This is a genomic window from Pseudoalteromonas sp. S4492 (genome assembly GCF_005886115.1).
GTDB classification, from domain to species: domain Bacteria; phylum Pseudomonadota; class Gammaproteobacteria; order Enterobacterales; family Alteromonadaceae; genus Pseudoalteromonas; species Pseudoalteromonas gelatinilytica.
Genome location: NZ_PNCP01000082.1, coordinates 1 through 16,070 on the forward strand (window position 1 = coordinate 1; position 16,070 = coordinate 16,070).

Here is a 16,070-nt window from a genome sequence, read left to right on the forward strand (position 1 = left end):
AATGGCTACATTCCAGCATGGTTAATTGATGTAACACCACCAACAGAGCCAAATTAATAAACGACAGTAACCGCTCTTTAACAACATGGATGTTGGCAATATAACTATGACTAATACAGAGAAATTCCGTTAGTTAAACAGTTTATTCAAAGGAGCAGACTATTGTGCAGTTGAAACATTTAATTTTGAGAGAAAGCTGATCAACTTAGAACAGTTTGGTGATGCTATCACAATCACACCTGTTACCACTCCCATTAAAGGAGGCATTTAAATGACTAAACAATTTTTCCCCTCACTAAAAGAAATAAAAGACCCAGAGAATCCACCAAAAGGGATAAAACATCTAATTACAATTGAAGATTCATTAAATTATCCTGGCCGTTATCACTCCTTTTACAATCAAAACGGATACTTATCAGTTATCCTTCATTGGATGATTTCACCAAAAGGTCAAGCCCCGTTTTTAGCTACTAGGCAATTTGATGCACCACTATCAATTTTACCTTGGTTTGTTAAAAAATTTGAGTTTTTCACCAAAATGCCCAACGCAGGTGGATTACCTCATGGCACAATAAGTACTGATGACCTCGTGGAAGGTGAAGATATCGGTATTACAAGACTAATAGGGAGGCTAAATGAACGAGGCGATCAGGGATATAGCCTATCAAACTATTCACGGAAAGACCATGAGACAACAAATTATCAAATATTGAATATCTCTGATAGCTATTTCTTTCATGGTGGATTTTTTGACACATGGAAAGAGCTTGCCAATAAATACGAAAACGGCACTTTATAGCAACAACGCTAAGGACAGCACATGACAACCAACTCACAAATACCACAGCAACTAGGTCAATATCTATATCAACAAATTAACGATGACTGGTCGAAAGCGATGTTAATTTTAGATTGCCAGCACGATGAAGTCATTACATGCCAGGCCTTTTATGAAAAAGAGGCCGATGAAACTCAGCACCCTATTGCCGTTTCTGACCACATTATTGATTTATTTAAAACACTGTTTGATTCTGCAATACAAAATCAACCAGAAAATTGGCAACGTGCGATTTTTAATCTCACTCGGCAGGGAAAATTCAGTATAGCGCTTGATAAAGAAAACAATGATGAAAATTAATAATTACTATTTTTAAAACCACAATACACACAATAATTAAAAATCATTATTTAATAACATTAATGAAACTATAATTTGAACCTTATTAGGATACATACTAAAATATCTCAAATTTTATTATTGATGATAAATATGAAAGTCACGGAAGACTAATAATAGCTACCCACCTCTATTGTTATTCCTTGATTATTCATAAGTTTTCAAACTATAAGCGGTTTCGTTTATTGTGAACTATTAAATGGAGTATTTATGAAAAAGTTAAGCGCATTATTTGCATTATTGGTTTTAGCCGGCTGTTCATCAAGCTATGATGTTGAGACCCAACCAGAGCCTATTGCAGAAGTAACACCTGAAGTAGTTGTAGATGAATCGGTTATTTCATTAACGGTGGTCACAACACCTGATGATGCGCGTGTTCGTATTATGAATATTAAACCTGTTTATGAAGATGGTATCGAACTTGATGAAGGTAAGTACGACATTGAAGTAACAAAGCCAGGTTACTTAACTTACCGCAAATGGGTTGTTGTTGATAAGAAAACAATTCTAACGATTGAGCTTGATAGTATTGAATCAATTCAAGCTGCTCAATAAGTGGTTTTCACAAAAAAGGAAAGCTGTTGCTTTCCTTTTTTGATCTTCTTTTAAATTAACTGCAAATAATACAGTGACGACAGTGCACTGCCATTAACAATAATTGTTAACCAAAGTACGGCAATAAAACTGCGTTTTTTTGATTTGTGTCTTAACCATTGCTGCGCAATTAATGAACCTGGCCAGCCGCCGATTAACCCTAAAATATGCAGTGTACGCTCAGGTACTCTTATCACATGCTCGCCATGTTGCATCGCTAAACGTTTATCCCAGCCATATACCAAAAAGCTTATTAAGCTCGCTACGCTGTAAGTGCCTGCAATAAAGTAGGTAATATTAAGTTGCCACGATACCAGCCATAGCAGCGCTAGAAACAACAATGAAAATGTAATTAATGCTTTCTTAATCAACGAATTATCACCTATACTTTGCAAAACAAATTAATTTTATCGGGACGCTATTATGGCATACCTAAAATCACTTTTACTATCAATCTGCCTGTGTTCACTTTCTGTTATGGCAGCAGAGCAACAACTTGATGACAAGCTAAAAGTGTTTGAACCTTACTTAGGCACATGGCAGTCAGACTTTAATGTCGCAGTAGGTAAACCGGCAGTGCAAGATGTGAGTACTTGGCAGCGCGCGCTCAATGGCACGGCGATTAAAACCATTCACTCTATCAATGAAGGTGAATATGGTGGTGAGTCGATGATTTTTTGGGACAATAAAAAGCAGTCTTTGGTGTTTTATTACTTCACTACGGCAGGTTTTTATACCCAAGGCACTATGAATGTACTTAGCCCTACTCAATTTGTTGCTTATGAAAATGTAACGGGTAATAAAGAAGGGATCACTAAGGTGAAATCGACAAGCGAGTTTAAAAACAACAGCTTTGTAGTGTCGACCTCTTACCTTAAAAAAGGTCAATGGACAAAACCCGATACCCGAACTTACACCCGCAGCGAAAAAACAGTTAAGTTTAAATAAAAGCTTTAAAAAAGGGTAAGGCGTTTATCACCTTACCCTTATATATTAATGTCTAAAGTCTGCCATTAATGCTGGGATCCCTGGCAACATACCCACCATTGCCATCACGCTTGTTAAAATAACAAACATTACTAATGGAATGATCCAGCGGCTCATTGGGGTTAGTTCAGAGCTTCGTTCTTTACAACCAATTAAGCCCAAATTGTCGAGCAACATAGTTAATGACCAGCCAAATGCAGGATTCACTAAAGTCGATGAAAACACCACAATAGCAGCCGATTGCGTAGTTTTACCTTCGCGAGTCATTTCCATACCCGCTTCTAGAAGCGGGATAAACACACCAACTATTAGCGCGACGCATAACACGGGTTGCCAAATAGCTAAATCCATTGGGTAGCCCCAAATACTGGCAATAATACAAAATAATGCCGTTAACACCGCTCCGGCAGGAATTGGGCGTTTAGCGATGGCTGCTGGCACGATGTAGGTTCCCCATGACGAGGTAAAGTTAGAGCCGCCTAACAAAGAACCAAACGTTTGGCGGATTGAAGCACTGAACATGGTATCGTCAATGTTCATTTGTACTTTTTCTGTGCGTTCTGGGTAACTAATTTTTTGGAATACTTGATGCCCTAAAAAGTCAGGTGACCACATGGCAACCGCAAGCACCGCGAATGGCAATACCACAACAAAGCTCTCTAGGGTCGGTAAACCCAGCATCCAACCGGTATTTTCACCCCACCAATACATTGGGTTCATATTTGGTAAACCCGGCGCTGTTTTAAACTCAAACGGTGCACCCAGTAAAAATGCGATTAAACCACCAAGTAAGCAACTTAAAGGCACAGCTAACCAACGTTTTTTGAAGTGCTCAAGTAAGGCATATAACACGATAGTCGACAAGATCACAATGAAAGCGATATGGGTCATATCAATGCCTTCAGCCCATGCAAATAGCTTTTTAACCTGCGAAATCGTGCCAATAAAACCAAGGTAAAGCAGTAAACCGCCACACACGCCTCGGCTGGTTAACCCCGCCAGTAAACTCCCGCCTTTACTAAGCGCCAGTAATAGACCAAACGCCCCTATCAGTAAACCGAAGGCCATTGGGTGACCACCCGCAGCAACTACAATCGGGATCAAAGGAATAAGCGGGCCATGCGTACCCGCTAAGTTTGCTGTTGGTAAAAAGAAGCCTGAAAATAATAAAATGAAGATCGATACAATTAACAGCTCATAGCGCACGTTTTCTAGAATAAAGCCTTCACCTAAGCCCAATGGCGCTGCAAATGTTGCAGCAATTGCACCCACCATGACCACCTTGCCTATGGTCCCTGCCATGGCAGGGATAGAGTCTTCTAATTCAAACCGATAATCACGAAATGGTAAGTTAGGACGCCAGCGCTTAGGCTGCATAATTTGTAATTCGTGTTCAAGGTATTCGTCGCGACTCGAAAATTCACTGCTGGGTTTATGAAGAGCTTGATAGCTTTGCTGGTCGGTATGAGTATCCGATCCTTGTTCAGCAGGCGTTATTGACGCTGATTGCTGCCTCGTATTCATGAGTTCTCCTACTGCCTATCTTGAAAAATTGTGTGAGTTTTTATTTTCCAGTTAGGGTAAAGCAGCCAGATACAAAACACGATTAGGCAAAAGGTCGGGTATGAATTTATAAAATAGGTGTTTTTAATAAGTTGAGAGTATCAGAAACAAATTTAATACATTGATATTTATAACTTTACTGATTTTAAACGCTTTTAAAGTGTAAGCTAAAGATTGTTTTTTAAGCACATTAACTATTAGTCTAATAAATTGTATGAATAGCAAACAGTGTTATAAAAACTACTTTTAAATTAACTGAATTTGCCTAATTCCTAACTACTAATATACTAATTTATTAGTAGTTTGATTAATGCTAACTCGCCAGTCGGTGGCTTTCTTACATAAGCGCATAAAGGGATGTATGAACACACAGCTCAAGCCTTGGCAATTTAATATCATTGTTTGCTCTGTTTATCTGCTGTTTGGCTTGTTTACCATGCAAGTGTTAAAAACACTAGCAGTATGGCCTCCAGCAGGAGTCGCATTGGCAGGCTTGATGTTATTTGGTCGTAAAGCCTGGTTGGGCGTTGCATCAGGCACCTGTTTAGTTGTGTTTTGTTATTTTTATCTCAGCGGCTTGAATCCATTCACGTTTAAACACATAGCAATAAATGCCGCGACAACCACAGGTAATACTCTCGCTGCTTTAACAGCATTTTGGCTAATTAACCGAAAACTTAAACAACACACGCTGCTGACGAGCGTTACCAGTTTAGCCAGAGTGTTTATTGTTGCTTGCATAGCGATTGGTGTGATTTCTGCACTTTTCGGTGTGGGCATATACTCACTAGTTGGTATCGAGTGGTTTAATGGCTTGTATGTAGGCATCTTAAATTGGAGTATTAGCAATGCCTTAGCGGCAATTGTGTTCACCCCTGCCCTTTACTTTTTATGGCGAAATTGGCCGCATACAGTCACTTCTAGTGAATTTTCTAAACTTCTGTTGCTTACTCTGACGGTGGTTTTGTTGTGTTATTTTATTTTTGGCCCCGCATACACAACCATGACATTACCATTTTTACAACCTGCATTACTGCTGTTTCCGCTGCTTTATGCCGCTACGCGGTTATCACCAACTGCCACCAGTTGCATGAATATGTTGGTGTTTTTTGCAGCTTGGGTCGGAAGTAATCAAGGCTGGGGGTATTTTTATTATCATCATCCTAAAACAGCAGAAGTGACCATGCAGTTTTTCTTTTTATTTACTCTTTCAGCGATATTACTTATTCAAGCCGTGTTTATTCAGCGCAAGAAAGAGCAACAAAAACTAACCACCATGCTCGAACAAAAAGTAGAAGAGCGAACCTATGAGCTAGAACGTGCTAAGCATGAGGCATTAGCCTTATCTGTAACAGATCATTTAACACAACTTTATAATCGCCGCGGCTTCTTCGAAAAGGTTAATCAGCAGTTTTCAAAATATCATGACGTGCAATGTACCTGCTCTCTGTTACTGCTAGATTTAGACCAATTTAAAGGTATAAACGATAAATTTGGCCACGCTACTGGCGATGAGGTAATACGAACCACTGCACATAAGCTCATCCAACATAGCAGATCATCAGATATTGCGGGTCGCATTGGTGGAGAAGAATTTGTCTTATTTTTACCTATGGCAAATAACCACACGGCATTTGCTATCGCAGAAAGGATCAGAGCCGATATCGAACAGCAAGACATCATCGCCGACAACAAACACGTTAAATTCACCGTGAGTATTGGTGTTAGCACCTTACAAGCAAGCGATCAGCACATAGAATCGATGTTAAAACGCGCCGATAAAGCATTATACCAAGCCAAAAACCAAGGCCGTAATCAAGCGCAGTGTAGTTAGATTCAGTTACGAGTTACGAGTTACGAGTTACGAGTTACGAGTTACGAGAGTAAAGATACGAGGTACGAGAGTAAAGATACGAGATGCGAGGGGCGAGCATGTAGCAGTGATTTTACATCGCGTTTTATTCTCGTATGCCCTTACCTCACCCATGTCGCGGCATAAAGCCGCTGCTACCTGTAGGCGTCACACTTGCTTGGCGCGCGAAACAAGGTATTAGTTACGAGTTGCGAGAGTAAAGATACGAGTTACGAGAGTAAAGATACGAGTTACGAGAGTAAAGATACGAGGTACGAGCATGAGCCTAAGATTCCTTGCACTATACGACTAGAAATTAATTAACGGCTCTGTTAAAAATACACTGACTATAGAAGAAAACGAGCTATAAGCCCGTTAAGTTTAATGGAATTACTATCCTTGTGAGGTTCAAATGGAAATTGAAGTAACCAGACCAAAACAATATCATGATAAAATTAGAGATTACACTTTATGGGCCGACTCTAAAAAAATCGGCAAAATCAAACCCAACTCTTTAACCAACTACACAATACCTGATGACACTAAATTTATCTGGTTCTCCATTGATTGGTGCTCTAGCCCTAAACTTTCTGTCAAAGATATTCAATCAAATAAAGTAACTGTTTCGAACACTATGAGCAGTCACTTACTATCGGGTCTATTTTTACCCATCTATTACGTTACTTTTGGTAAAAATAAATATCTAACAATTACGAGCGATGCATAACCACCCTTAATCGATTTTCAGATCCGATTTCTTCATCGCATAGCGATATTTTTACCCTTAGTCGCGGCATAAAGCCGCTGCTACCTTGTAGGAGTCACGCTTGCTTGGCACGCGAAATAAGGTATTAGGTACGAGTTACGAGAGTAAAGTTACGAGGTACGAGATGCGAGCATGTAGCAGCGATTTTACATCGCGTTTTTCTCGAACCTCGCACCTAGCGCCTAGCTCCTAGCTCCTAGCTCCTAGCTCCTAGAGCCTAGAGCCTAGAGCCTAACAACTAGCACCTTATAACTATTTCGTCTTTAACTTATTCAACTCATCATCTTGTTGTGCAACGAGTGCATTGAGGGTTTGGCTACCGTCTCCGGCTTGGGTAGATAGCTCAGCTAGTTGCGATGCGGCATCTGAAATTAACGTCAGGTTGCGGTTTATCTCTTCTGTGACTGAGCTTTGCTCTTCTGCAGCCGTTGCAATGTGAGTAATTTGCTGCGTGATTTCATCCACTTTGACGACAACTTCGTGTAATGCATCAAATGCAACGGAGGTTTCATCTACCGCGGTTTGTGCACGCACAACACCTTGCTCAATGACCTTAGAAGCGTTGCCTACTTCTAGCTGTAAGCTGTCGATTAGGCCGCTGATGTCATCGGTTGATGAACGTGTTTTTGAAGCGAGAGCCCTTACTTCATCTGCTACTACCGCAAAGCCACGGCCTTGTTCACCGGCCCTTGCCGCTTCAATTGCTGCATTCAGTGCAAGTAAGTTTGTTTGCTCTGCAATTGTTCTGATCACATCTAAAATTTGTGTAATGTCGTTACTACGTGCCGCGACTTTTTCAACCGCTTGATTGGCCTCTTTGATTTCATCCGACATGGTTTTAACTTGGGTAACCGCAGACGACAAGCTCGATTCACTACTCACCACAAGGCTGTTTATTTCATCGGCTTGTTGTGCTGACTGCTCTGAGGCTCTTGCTACTTCGAGTGCTGTCGCGCTCATTTCATTCATGGCGGTTACTACGCTCTCAATTTCTTGGAACTGAGCTTGAACGTTGTGTTTAGTATCAACAGCAACACTAGTCGCTAAGTGAGCCTGCTCTTTGGTTTGCGTTGATACATTTTTAAGCTCACCAATTAAATCGCGCAATTTAGCAAGAAATGCATTAAAGCCTGTTGCCAATGCGATTAGCTCAGCGTGAGTATCAACATGCAAGGTTTGAGTTAAATCACCTTCAGCACTGGCAAGGTTATCAACGCGCTGTTGAATTTGCTGTAGTGGTGCCACAATTGTGCGGATCACTAAGGTCATGATCACAAAGGCGGCACCAGCAATAATAATACCCGTTACCAAGATTAAACCGCCTAGTGTATTGGCATTTTCGCTCATGCTATTAGCCAGTGCATGCGGCCCTTCAAGGGCAAGCTCAGCGGGTACTTCAATCAATAAGTTCCACTGTGTTTTTGCAAGCTTTATGGTAATTGGGTAGTTAACTAAATACTCATCACCGACTTTAAATACACCACTTTGTTTTTTCGCTTTTACGTAATTGTCTAAAGTGCTTTTGGCCACCGCCTCTTTTAACGGTCTGCCTAACTTATCTTTGTAATGGCTACTACCAACCACTAAATCGAGTGAGCTTAATAAGGTGACGCGTGCTTTACCGTTGTACAGCTCTTTTGAGAGTTTTTCGGTCATGCTTTGAAACACTGGCAGGGTTAAATCAACCCCAGCAACACCAATAAATTCGTTATCACGAAGAATGGGCACGGTTAAAGAGGTCATCATTTCAGAGTAACCAGGGGTGATTTCGTATAAGTAGGGCTCCATTATACAAGGCACTTTGGTATCTTTTACACACAAGTACCACTCAGCTTCCCGCTGGCCAAATTCATTGAGCGTATCGACATACTTCTCAGCCGCATCGTCAACCACCTGTTGTTCAATGGCACCATCTCGATTGCGTGTGAAATAAATTTCGAGTGTGCCAACACCTGCTACAGAGTGGTCATAACCACTGATGAAATTTGCATCACGTCCATCAAATGCATTTGCTTCAAATTGCGAATAAATAGATGAAAGAATTGTATTTTTTTTAAGTAACGAGCGATTTACTTCAACCACAGCATCACGTGTTAGGGTCGTTGCAGCATCATGATCGCCTAAGATAGCGGCAAATGAGTAAGGTACTCGGTACGCTTCGTTAATAAACCCAGCTACTTGTTCACCATATGCGGCGGCATTTGAGGCGAGTTTGTCTTCAACTTCAGCAACAATCAACTTTTCTGATTGCGCAGCTAATTGCTGGTTACTGTTTGACAGTTGCCACCATAAAACACTTGATAAAACAAACACAGTAATAAAAATACTGCCTACCGTAAGCCATAATAGCTTTTTCGCTAATGCTAACTGCCGCATCGACATTTCCTGTTTTTATTGTAGGTTTGCTAATAGTTTAGACCATTTGCATGACTTCACAGGGACAATTAGAAAAAAAAGTATGAAGTTTTAGTGTGATTGAGCCTTTTTGTAAAGTTAGCGCAAATTTTGCTGCCATTCGGTGGGTGACACACCAAACCATAGCTTAAAGCGACGACTAAAAATCGACAGCTCCGCATAGCCTAAACGCAGTGCTAAGTCGGTCATATTGATATGCTTTTGTTGTAATAGTCGCATTGCCTCTGACTTTCTAACTTCGTCCAACAATTGCCGATAACTGGTGTTATGCTCAGTTAATATACGTTGCAGCTTTTTGGGGTGTAGCCCAACACTTTTAGCGGTATTTTCTTTATTGCACTCACCGGTTGCTAGCAAGATTTTCATCGCACCTTCTATTTGCAGCATTTCATCGGGGAGTTTATTGAGGCGTTGCAGCTCAAGTTGATCCGCTATTAAGGTGTCTAAAATGGCATCATTGAGCTGGGGTTTAAAGGATAAAAATGCGCTAGAAAAATAAATCGCATCTACGTCACTGTTAAACTCAACTTCACAATTAAGCACTTTATTAAATAATGGCCGCTGTTTCACCGCCACAGATTGCCGTAAACACACTTTATCGGCGCGCCATTTCGGGCCAACTAATTCTTTTAATATTTTATTGACCAAACACACTGCCAACTGAGATTTTTGCTCAAACTCGTGTTTTTCGTCAGAGAGTCGGACAAAACGGACCTCACAACTTGTTTGCCCAAGCAGTGCAAGGTTAAGCACAATGCCTTCGGCATGCAGGTATATGTATTTTTGGGCAACATTAAGGGCATCAAGAATCGTAGGCTGGCGCGACATGTAAGCACCAATTAAGCCCACAGTACTCATACTTTGTGATGCGCCAAGCTTTAAGCCAAAACATGGCTCATCACACGCTTGGGCAGCAAGTTCAAGTAGTTCAAGGTAATGAGCGTAAACAACAAAGCTGTCTGGGTCGCGTAACTGTGCGGGTAAAATACCTGCTTTCTCCAACAAAGTAATTGGATTTACACCATATTGCCTCACTAAATTCTCAAACCCAGCTAAACTAGAAGAGCGAATTAAACTTTCCACACAGTGTGCCTTTTGTCCTAAAGAGTCATTTCAGTGTCCTAAAAAGTCAAATCAACTGCAAGCGATTTATTTATGCTAGAACAAACTCTGATAAACAGAACATACAGATGAACATTGCCACTAAACCAGTAAGCATCGATAGCATTTTAATGGCCGACTTAGTCGCGCAGCGCAGCCATGCCAAAGCAGCAGGTATTGAAAACTACCAGCAAAGACGTGAACACTTACTTGCGTTAAAAGCCATGATTACTGAGAACCAAGCACGTATTATCGAGGCCATTAATCAAGACTATGGGAATCGCTCTCGCCATGAAACCTTACTTGCCGAAATCATTAATGCCTGTGCAGATATCAATAGCACGTTAAAGCACCTTAAAAAGTGGATGAAAGTGCAAAAGCGACATGTTGATCACCGCATGTATTTAGGGGCAAAGAACCGAGTTATTCCCCAGCCGCTTGGTGTTGTAGGGTTAATTGTGCCGTGGAATTTCCCGATAAATTTAGCCTTTAGTCAATTAGCCGCAGCATTTGCAGCAGGTAATAAGGCGATGGTTAAAATGTCTGAAAACTCACGGCATTTAAGCGCGCTTTTAGGCGAGCTAGTGGGCAATTATTTTAAGCCCGAAAAGCTGCAATTTTACTGTGAGACTGGTGAAGTAGGCATCGCCTTTTCAAAGCTTCCCTTTGATCATTTAATGTTCACAGGCTCAGGTGAAACCGGCAAAAAAGTGATGGCTGCAGCGGCGCAAAACCTAACGCCTGTAACCCTTGAGTTAGGAGGTAAATCTCCTGCTGTGATTGCTACTGATTACCCGATGCAAAAAGCTGTCGAGCGCATCATGTATGTAAAGCAAATGAACGCTGGGCAAATTTGTACCAATGTTGATTATGTATTTGTGCATCAGTCTCAACTTGCACTATTTATCGATACAGCAACTCGCTGGGCGAAGAAACATGTGCCAGATATCCATAGCCAAGATTACACAGCCATTATTGATGACCGCGCATTTAAACGCCTTACAAACTGTATTGAAGAAGCCAAACAACTCGGCGCTGACGTTATTTCTCTCAGCGACCAAGTTGCAGATGCCAACACGCGAAAACTGCCACTGACATTAATTTTAAACAGCAATGACAGTATGAGCATTGATACCCGCGAGACTTTTGGACCTATTTTAATGGTAAAAACCTATCAAGACTCGCAGCAAGTCGTTGATTATATTGCAGAGCGAGATAGACCTTTAGCGTTTTACCCGTTTAGCTACAACAAACAGCTTATTAACTTTTATATTGAGCAGGTGATGTCGGGGGGTGTAAGCGTTAACGATGCCCTGTTTCATGTTGGTCAGCACGACTTACCTTTTGGTGGCGTAGGTGCCAGTGGTATGGGGCATTACCATGGCTATGAAGGCTTTTTAACCTTTTCAAAATTACGCCCGGTGTTTTATCAAGCCAAGTTTTCGAGCGTGAAATTTTTAATGCCGCCTTACGGCAGATTTGCCGATAAGCTTTTAGCCTTTTTAAGTAAATTAAATTCATAATAATAAACACCAACAGGTGATAATAATGCAGCAACACACATTTGATTTTGACCAAATTATTATAGGCTCTGGTTTTGGCGGCTCAGTGAGTGCGCTTCGCCTAAGCGAAAAAGGCAACCGAGTTTTAGTACTCGAAAAAGGCCTACGCCGCGACGATAAAGAATTTCCAAAGACCAACCTAGATATCAAAAATTATATGTGGCAGCCTGAAATTGGCCTAAAAGGCTGCATTCAATTTTCGTTTACCAGTAAAGTCACTGTGCTGCATGGTGTGGGTGTGGGTGGAGGCTCACAAATTTATGCCAATGTGCACCTTATTCCTGATGATGAAGTGTTTCAATCTCCAGCGTGGACACGCATAAAATCAGACTGGAAAGAAAGCCTAATGCCCTACTATGGCCTTGCACAGCGCATGTTAGGCAGTGCCAAAAATACCTATACCAATGTTGCCGATCACACACTAAAAGAGATTGCAGAGCAGATGGGTCAAGGTGACTCATTCAAAACCGTGAACACTGGGGTACTTTTTGCAAAACCCGGCGAAGCCTATAACAAAGAGCTACCCGACCCATACTTTAATGGCGATGGTCCAAGGCGAAATACCTGCCATTACTGTGGTAGCTGCATGATTGGTTGTCGCCATAATGCCAAAAACACCTTAATGAAAAACTATCTGTACTTTGCCGAACGCAATGGCGTAGAGATAAGACCCAGCTCTGAAGTAATCAAAATCACCCCGCTCAATGCAGATGGCAGCGCCGGATACAAAATTAAGATTAAAGATACCAGTCATCGCAATAGCCATGTTTATACGCTAACAGCACGTGGCGTTGTGCTAAGCGCAGGGGTCATGGGCACCGTGCCTTTGCTTTTAAAAATGCGCGATAAAGACAAAACATTGCCCAATATTTCAGCTTGGCTAGGTCAGCAAATTCGCACTAATTCAGAAACCCTCACCACCGCGAACAACACTACTAAAAAAGTTGATGATGGTGTTGCGATCAGCTCATTTATTTCGGTCGACAAAGACACCAATATTGAAATTTGCCGGTTTAGAGAAGGCGCCGATGGCACATGGCTATATTTACCTTACGTTCCTATGGTGACTGGAAAAGGCCTCAAGCGTATTGCTAAGTTTTTAGTTAATACACTGCGCCATCCAATAAAAACAGCCAAAGTCTTGCGGCCAAAAGGTAAAGCCCGCAGCTCAATTCTCTTTTTGGTGATGCAAAAATCAGAGGCGTTTATTCACCTTGAATGGCGACGTAAATGGTATCGATTATTTAAAAACGGCATTACTGCGGTGCAAAAAGACAATGACACGCCGCTTAGTGTTAGTTTTCCAAAAGCAGAAGAAGCAACCAAACTCTACGCCGAAAAACTCGGTGGCGTGCCGGGGTCTGCCTTATCTGAAGTGCTCTTTGGTGCCCCGATGACGGCGCATATAATGAGTGGAGTCGCCATGGGGACTGATGCTTCTAACGGCGTAGTTGATAGCTCAGGAGAAGTGTTCGGCTATCAAAACTTGCGTGTTATTGACGGCTCAATCATACCGGGTAATTTAGGGGTAAACCCATCATTAACCATTACCGCATTGTCTGAATACGCAATGAGCCAAGTACCGGTATTCGATGCAGCCCGAGCAAGCAAGATAAAGCCAATACAATTTAGTGAACCACGCGAAGGCCTAGTATCAGCGCTTACGGGTTCAGGTGATTTAGCAAAATCGATTGCTGAAAAACAAAAAAGCCGTGCATAAAGCACGGCCTATTTTGACCAATAGCGATTAGATCACTGATAATTCTACAGCAATGTTACCGCGCGTTGCGTTTGAGTATGGGCATACTTCGTGCGCTTTATTAACCAGTGCAAGAGCGGTGTCTTTATCAAGATCACCCACCGATACCGCAAGCTTAACAGCGATACCAAAACCACCTTCGATAGGGCCAATAGATACTTCAGAGTTAATGTGAGTATCTGCAGGTAATTTAATTTTTGCCTGGCCAGCCACTAACTTTAATGCGCCGATAAAACAAGCCGCGTAACCTGCTGCAAATAACTGCTCAGGGTTTGTACCTTGACCATCATCACCACCTAACCCCTTAGGAGTTGATAGTGCCACATCTAAACGACCATCATCTGATTTTGCTGTACCTTCACGGCCACCTGTTGCTGTTGCTTTTGCTGTGTATGCGATACTTTGTAGTTCTTTCATGATTACTCTCCTAATTGAGTGAAAATATATTTTGCATGCAAAATATATTAGATCAGCTTTTTCGGGATTGCAAATATTTTGTATGCAAATTAAAATACTCGTATTGAATTTTGAGGATCGTGCATGAAATACCCACAACTAAAATTAGATAACCAGCTATGCCACCGCTTATATATGGCGTCGAATGGGATTGCCCGTGCGTATCGAGATTCTCTCAACCAATTAGATTTAACCTACCCGCAATACGTAGTGATGATGGCGCTGTGGGAAAAAGATCAGATCAGCATTGCTGAATTACTTGAAAAAACCGCCATTGATGGCGGTGCGATGACGCAAATTTTGAAAAAAATGAGTGATAAAGCATTGTTATCGATCGCCAAAGATAGCCAAGATAAACGCAAACGACTCGTGCAGCTCGAAGCCAAAGGCAAGGCGATGCAAGATCAAGCTGCCGATATACCGTCGCAAATTCGTTGTCGCTTCCCAAGCATTAACGAACAACAAGCACTGCAACTGATTGAGTTACTCGATTTAGTAAATAGTGACCTTGATTAACAAAAAATTTTTGAAAGTGAATTTGGATAATACCAGCTTGCTTAATAAAGTGGGCTTTTTGAGGCAAGAAAACCTCGTTGATAACAAGGCAAAAATTTCGTTATTTAGTTGTTCTAAATGAGAAATTTTTAACGCTGGTAGCGACAGGTTTGCTCCCTCAAAATGATTACGTATTATTGCGAGCTGGTATCTAAACCCTTTTTAATATAATTCTATACGCTATAGTGTTCAAAACTCATCAATACGGACACCATCATGAAAGCATTTGGATACACTACAGCAACCCCAACGTTGTCGGACTCATCATTACAAGCGATTGAATTACCTGATCCCGTTGCGACAGGTCACGACATTCTTGTCGCCGTAGAAGCAATTTCAGTAAACCCCGTTGATACTAAAATTCGCGCTAATGTGTCACCAGACACTGGCTACAAAGTTATTGGCTGGGATGCAGTGGGGACGGTTAAAGCTGTTGGCGACAAGGTTTCGTTATTTAATGTCGGTGATCGTGTGTTTTATGCTGGCGACTTAACGCGCCAAGGCAGTAATGCTGAGCTGCAACTTGTTGATGAACGCATTGTCGGTCTTGCACCAACAAGCCTGAGTAATAGTGAAGCAGCCGCCTTGCCATTAACCAGTATTACTGCGTGGGAGTTATTGTTTGACCGTTTACAGATTGAAAAATCTAAAAACAATAAGCCAGCCTCTGTATTAGTGATAGGTGCCGCAGGTGGTGTAGGCTCAATTTTAGTGCAGCTTGCCAAACAGCTTACCAATTTAACAGTTGTTGGTACCGCCGCACGAGAAGAAAGCGCCAACTGGCTTAAAGACTTAGGTGTTGATCATGTGCTTGATCATAGCAAAAACCTTAACGAGCAACGTCTTGCAGCCGACCTGAGTGAATTTGATTACGTAGTGAGCTTAACGCACACCGACCAACATCTTGATAGCATTATGGAAGTGATCAAGCCACAAGGTAAATTGGCACTGATCGATGACCCTGCAAGCTTTGATATTTTAAAGTTAAAGCGTAAAAGTATTTCGCTGCATTGGGAGTTTATGTATACCCGCTCAATGTTCCAAACCGAGGATATGATTGCCCAGCATCAGCTTCTTTCAGAGCTTGCTAGCTTAGTTGATAACGGCACAATCAAAACAACATTGGGTGAACATTTAGGTAAGATAAACGTAGCAAACCTTGTTAAAGCCCATGGGATTTTAGAATCTCATCAAGCTCGCGGAAAGCTTGTGTTGGAAGGGTTTGAGTAACGAGGTACGAGAAGCGAGATACGAGTTGCGAGGGGAAAGTTAGCGAGAGTAAA

The 16,070-nt window shown here is 41.6% G+C and carries 15 protein-coding genes; 10 read left to right on the plus strand and 5 right to left on the minus strand.

Annotated features, from left to right (window positions below; genetic code table 11):
• Nucleotides 1-271 precede the first annotated feature (271 nt).
• The 3 genes from CWC28_RS20465 (at nucleotide 272) to CWC28_RS20475 (ending at nucleotide 1,732) form a co-directional block, all read left to right on the plus strand.
• The gene (locus CWC28_RS20465; RefSeq protein ID WP_105173656.1) at nucleotides 272-799 is read left to right on the plus strand and encodes a hypothetical protein; all 528 of its coding nucleotides are present in this window, start codon (nucleotides 272-274) and stop codon (nucleotides 797-799) included.
• 21 nt (nucleotides 800-820) lie between these two features.
• Nucleotides 821-1,138, plus strand: a complete 318-nt coding sequence (locus tag CWC28_RS20470) for a DUF600 domain-containing protein (RefSeq protein ID WP_138625689.1) — start codon at nucleotides 821-823, stop codon at nucleotides 1,136-1,138.
• A gap of 249 nt (nucleotides 1,139-1,387) precedes the next feature.
• Nucleotides 1,388-1,732, plus strand: a complete 345-nt coding sequence (locus tag CWC28_RS20475; RefSeq protein ID WP_138625690.1) for a PEGA domain-containing protein — start codon at nucleotides 1,388-1,390, stop codon at nucleotides 1,730-1,732.
• Between the two features lie 50 nt (nucleotides 1,733-1,782).
• Here the strand turns inward: CWC28_RS20475 and CWC28_RS20480 are convergent, their stop codons facing one another.
• Nucleotides 1,783-2,142, minus strand: coding sequence for a DUF1294 domain-containing protein (locus tag CWC28_RS20480; RefSeq protein ID WP_138625691.1), 360 nt, complete (start codon nucleotides 2,140-2,142; stop codon nucleotides 1,783-1,785).
• Between the two features lie 52 nt (nucleotides 2,143-2,194).
• On the opposite strand from CWC28_RS20480, the gene CWC28_RS20485 reads away from it, so the two are divergent.
• A complete protein-coding gene (locus tag CWC28_RS20485) occupies nucleotides 2,195-2,719 on the plus strand; it encodes a hypothetical protein (protein ID WP_138625692.1) in 525 nt (174 codons plus the stop codon).
• Nucleotides 2,720-2,764: 45 nt separating this feature from the next.
• Here the strand turns inward: CWC28_RS20485 and CWC28_RS20490 are convergent, their stop codons facing one another.
• Entirely contained in the window at nucleotides 2,765-4,282 is a 1,518-nt protein-coding gene (locus CWC28_RS20490) for a DUF3360 family protein (RefSeq protein ID WP_063704403.1), read from the minus strand.
• A 400-nt stretch (nucleotides 4,283-4,682) separates the two neighbouring features.
• Between CWC28_RS20490 and CWC28_RS20495 the strand changes: the two genes are divergently transcribed.
• Both CWC28_RS20495 and CWC28_RS20500 read left to right on the plus strand, forming a co-directional pair.
• The gene (locus CWC28_RS20495; RefSeq protein ID WP_171038330.1) at nucleotides 4,683-6,155 is read left to right on the plus strand and encodes a sensor domain-containing diguanylate cyclase; all 1,473 of its coding nucleotides are present in this window, start codon (nucleotides 4,683-4,685) and stop codon (nucleotides 6,153-6,155) included.
• A 430-nt stretch (nucleotides 6,156-6,585) separates the two neighbouring features.
• On the plus strand, nucleotides 6,586-6,900 hold the full coding sequence (locus CWC28_RS20500) for a hypothetical protein (RefSeq protein WP_105173659.1): 315 nt from the start codon (nucleotides 6,586-6,588) through the stop codon (nucleotides 6,898-6,900).
• A gap of 291 nt (nucleotides 6,901-7,191) precedes the next feature.
• Here the strand turns inward: CWC28_RS20500 and CWC28_RS20505 are convergent, their stop codons facing one another.
• Both CWC28_RS20505 and CWC28_RS20510 read right to left on the minus strand, forming a co-directional pair.
• Nucleotides 7,192-9,315: a methyl-accepting chemotaxis protein gene (locus CWC28_RS20505; RefSeq protein WP_063704397.1), complete on the minus strand. Its 2,124-nt coding sequence runs from the start codon at nucleotides 9,313-9,315 to the stop codon at nucleotides 7,192-7,194.
• A 117-nt stretch (nucleotides 9,316-9,432) separates the two neighbouring features.
• A complete protein-coding gene (locus CWC28_RS20510) occupies nucleotides 9,433-10,437 on the minus strand; it encodes an AraC family transcriptional regulator (RefSeq protein ID WP_063704395.1) in 1,005 nt (334 codons plus the stop codon).
• 107 nt (nucleotides 10,438-10,544) lie between these two features.
• On the opposite strand from CWC28_RS20510, the gene CWC28_RS20515 reads away from it, so the two are divergent.
• Both CWC28_RS20515 and CWC28_RS20520 read left to right on the plus strand, forming a co-directional pair.
• Nucleotides 10,545-11,978 (plus strand): coniferyl aldehyde dehydrogenase, encoded by a 1,434-nt coding sequence (locus tag CWC28_RS20515; RefSeq protein WP_082874058.1) that lies wholly within the window; start codon nucleotides 10,545-10,547, stop codon nucleotides 11,976-11,978.
• Between the two features lie 25 nt (nucleotides 11,979-12,003).
• Nucleotides 12,004-13,737 (plus strand): GMC family oxidoreductase, encoded by a 1,734-nt coding sequence (locus CWC28_RS20520; RefSeq protein ID WP_138625694.1) that lies wholly within the window; start codon nucleotides 12,004-12,006, stop codon nucleotides 13,735-13,737.
• Between the two features lie 27 nt (nucleotides 13,738-13,764).
• Here CWC28_RS20520 and CWC28_RS20525 read toward each other — a convergent pair whose 3' ends face one another.
• Complete coding sequence (locus CWC28_RS20525) at nucleotides 13,765-14,193, minus strand: organic hydroperoxide resistance protein (RefSeq protein WP_063704391.1); 429 nt, start codon at nucleotides 14,191-14,193, stop codon at nucleotides 13,765-13,767.
• A 123-nt stretch (nucleotides 14,194-14,316) separates the two neighbouring features.
• Between CWC28_RS20525 and CWC28_RS20530 the strand changes: the two genes are divergently transcribed.
• On the plus strand, nucleotides 14,317-14,748 hold the full coding sequence (locus tag CWC28_RS20530; RefSeq protein ID WP_063704389.1) for a MarR family winged helix-turn-helix transcriptional regulator: 432 nt from the start codon (nucleotides 14,317-14,319) through the stop codon (nucleotides 14,746-14,748).
• A gap of 255 nt (nucleotides 14,749-15,003) precedes the next feature.
• On the plus strand, nucleotides 15,004-16,017 hold the full coding sequence (locus tag CWC28_RS20540) for a zinc-binding alcohol dehydrogenase family protein (RefSeq protein ID WP_063704387.1): 1,014 nt from the start codon (nucleotides 15,004-15,006) through the stop codon (nucleotides 16,015-16,017).
• Nucleotides 16,018-16,070: the final 53 nt, after the last annotated feature.